Source organism: Bacteroidia bacterium, from assembly GCA_016218155.1.
GTDB lineage: Bacteria > Bacteroidota > Bacteroidia > Bacteroidales > GWA2-32-17 > GWA2-32-17.
In genome coordinates, this window is the sequence record JACREQ010000025.1 from 1 (window position 1) to 2,421 (window position 2,421).

General features: G+C 29.7%; 2 protein-coding genes. Both read left to right on the top strand.

The genetic code is table 11. The features are described from left to right. Nucleotides 1–793, top strand: a 793-nt coding sequence (locus HY951_03215) for a SpoIIE family protein phosphatase (GenBank protein MBI5539041.1), incomplete at its 5' end; no start/stop codon positions are given. Further along, nucleotides 790–2,421: tetratricopeptide repeat protein (locus tag HY951_03220; protein ID MBI5539042.1), on the top strand; the 1,632-nt coding region annotated here is incomplete at its 3' end. The genes HY951_03215 and HY951_03220, both read left to right, overlap by 4 nt.

Sequence of the window (2,421 nt, forward strand, 5' to 3'; positions counted from 1 at the left end):
TGTCAGCGATTCGGCAAGGTCTGTGTTGGGTGAGCATTTTGTACTTTTTAAACCAAAAAATATTGTTTCTGGCGATTTTTACTGGACAACAAAAATAAATAATCTGTTATTTGTTGCGGTAGCTGATTGTACCGGTCATGGGGTTCCCGGAGCATTTATGAGTATGCTTGGAATAAGCTTTTTAAATGAGATAGTGCAAAAGCAGGAAATAAATAAAGCAAGCCAGATTTTAAATCAACTTAGAACTGAAATTATAAATGCCCTTCAACAAAAAGGTATATCAGGTGAACAGAAAGATGGTCTGGATATTTCATTACTGGTTTTAAATACCGAAACAAATGAAGCACAATGGGCAGGGGCAAATAATCCTCTTTATATAATAAAAACTCCCGTCAGTCTGAGCCAACGTCCTGAGCTAATCGAAGGAATAGTCGAAGACAAGGGAGCTGGCCACACTTCGACTCCGCTCAGTGTGACTGATAACTTTATTGAGTTAAAGGGTGACAAAATGCCAATTGCAATCTATCCTGTAATGAATGATTTTACAAATCATGAATTTGTTTTGCAAAAAGGTGATAGTGTTTTTCTTTTTACAGATGGTTATGCCGACCAGTTTGGTGGCTCTAAAGGCAGGAAATTTATGTATAAAAAGTTTAAAGAAATATTGTTGGAAAATGTAGATAAGCCAATGTTATCTCAAAGATTAATATTAGAAAATACTCTCGAGGAATGGAAAGGTATTTTTGAACAAATTGATGATATAACAATATTAAGTATGAGAATACTAAAATGAGAATAATAGTTTTAAATATTATATTATTGTTTATTGTTATTTCTACGTTGCATTGTTATGCTCAAAATTTACATTTAGTAGATAGTCTTGAAAAAATTGTAAACAGCTCTAAAGTAGACACATTAAAAGTAAATGCGTTAAATCAACTTTTTTTATTATACGAATTTGAAGATGACATAAAAGCAAAGAAATGCTTATCTGAGGCAATGGAATTATCAAAAAAGAATAATTACAAAAAAGGACTTGCTACAACATATATGCAAATGGGTTTTTTTGCTGAAGATAAATGTAATTATACTGAAGCACTAAAGAATTACAATGCCTCTCTTAAAGTAAGAAAAGCATCAAAAGATTTTATTGGCATTGCAGAAACGTTTTGTTGTATTGGAATTGTTTTCGATATTCAAGGAGATTATTCCGAAGCATTAAAGAATTATAATAATTCAAAAAAAATATATGAAGTATTAGGTGCTAAACATGGAGTAGCTTCTAATTGTAATAATATTGGAATAGTTTTTACTTCACAGGGGAATTATCCACAAGCTTTGATAAACCATTTTAATGCTTTAAAAATACGAGAAGAAATTGGCGACATAGAAGGTGTTTCTTCATCATATTGTTGTATTGGGAATGTTTATAGACGTCAGAATAATTATATTGAAGCAATGAAAAATTATAATGCTTCGTTGAAAATTGAAAAGAAGCTAAATAATAAACCAAAAATTGCAACAATTTACAATAATATTGGATTGATATATAAGGATCAAGCAAATTTTAAGAAAGCTCTTAGTAATTTTATTTATTCGCAAGATATAAAAGAAAAATTAGGTGATAAGAATGGTCTTGCTTCTTCTTATTATAATATAGGTGCTGTTTATTATGATCAAGCTGTTGAAATGAAAAATAATTCTAATAAATACAGTCTGCTTGATCTAGCGTTAGATAAATATTTTGCAGCATTGAAAATAAAGGAAGAAATTGGCGATAAGGCACATGTAGCAAATATATTAAATAGTATAGGTAATATTCTAACAATTAAAAAAAGGTATACTGAAGCAAAGTTATATTTATTAAGAGCAAAAAATATTTCAGAAGAAATAGGACATCAAGAATATTTAAGAAATTCATATGTAAACTTATCTAATTATTATTATTCTATTGGAAATTTTAAAGATGCATATAATCACCATAAGCTTTATATACTTTATCGGGATAGTATAGATAATCAGGAATCACGTAAAAAGACTGTTCAGACACAGATGACATATGAATTTGAAAAGAAAGAGGCAGTTGCTAAGGCAGAACATAAAAAAGAATTAGAAAACCAGGATGCTATTGCAAATGAAAAAAGCAGGAAGCAAAGAATAATTATTATGTTCGTTGTTATTGGTCTGTTATTAGTAGTTATTTTTGCTGGATTTATTTATAGATCGTTACGAATTACCAGGAAACAGAAAAAAACGATAGAATTACAAAAACAAGAAGTAGATGAAAAGAATTTGCAACTAAATCAACAAAATGAAGAAATAAGAACACAGCGCGATGAAATAGAAGCCCAGCGTGACGAGATAGAGGCACAAAGAGATCTTGTAACAGAACAAAAGGTACATATTGAAGAAATTCATAAA